Source organism: Ruminococcus sp. AM26-12LB, assembly GCF_003480785.1.
Lineage (GTDB): Bacteria > Bacillota > Clostridia > Lachnospirales > Lachnospiraceae > Blautia_A > Blautia_A fusiformis.
In genome coordinates, this window is the sequence record NZ_QUJX01000044.1 from 1 (window position 1) to 866 (window position 866).

1 protein-coding gene is annotated in these 866 nt (G+C 39.5%); it reads right to left on the reverse strand.

Annotated elements, in window-relative coordinates:
• Positions 1–165 precede the first annotated feature (165 nt).
• Positions 166–810, reverse strand: coding sequence for a DUF624 domain-containing protein (locus tag DW694_RS16700; RefSeq protein ID WP_015526055.1), 645 nt, complete (start codon positions 808–810; stop codon positions 166–168).
• Positions 811–866 lie beyond the last annotated feature (56 nt).

Genomic DNA, 866 nt, shown 5'->3' on the forward strand with positions numbered 1-866 from the left:
AACATAAAGAATCATCTACAAAATGTTCTATCTAAATGGCATTGAAAACGGGCTTCGCAACTCTGAGTGCTTTCCCCCTCGCAGATTTCCTCCGCTTTGAAAAGCGAAAATACTATATCTAAAAATACTATATCTAAATAAATAACAATTTTCCCAAGCTTTTCATCACAAAAGCGAAATATCCTCCTCCGGAGGAAGCAGCTTCTTAAAAAATCGATACAACAGCATCGAATTTATAAAAGCTACAAGTCCAAATCCAAAGAAAAACCAGCAGCATGCGTAAAGTGGCTGTAGCTTTGCATCGAGATATGTCATATACAATGGAAAGATCGTGATCACCGCAATGGCGATCGTTGTGGGGAAATGCATAAATGCCAGCAGAAATGCATTTCTGCAAAGTGCCCCCAGTGTATTAGCAAAGGTTGCGATTACCGGGAATATGTATAAAGTAAAAATTATCAGCAAAGTCAGAACCCCCACAGAAAGATAAAACAGCATATGTGCAGCGCTTCCTTCTGCATGGAGCAGAAAGCGGATATTCAGGATGAGCATGGTTCCGGCAGCAAGGATCAGCAGCCATATGATCAGTGACTGTTTGAAGTTTTCCTTAAAAGCTCTGAAAAATGTTTTCGTTGTGCCGTTGTTATTCCCTTTTACTGTACGCATCATGCAGTGATAAAGGGCAGTTAGTGATGGCCCAATGGTGATCACGGGGATGCAGCAGAGAATAAAAAGAAGATTGGCGATCACGATGTCACCCAGCTTGTTGAGAAATACATGGACGACATTATCTTCATTTAAAAGATTCATAACGAAATACCGTTACTGAAAACTTATAAAAAGTTATAAACTTCTATGTTTCATTC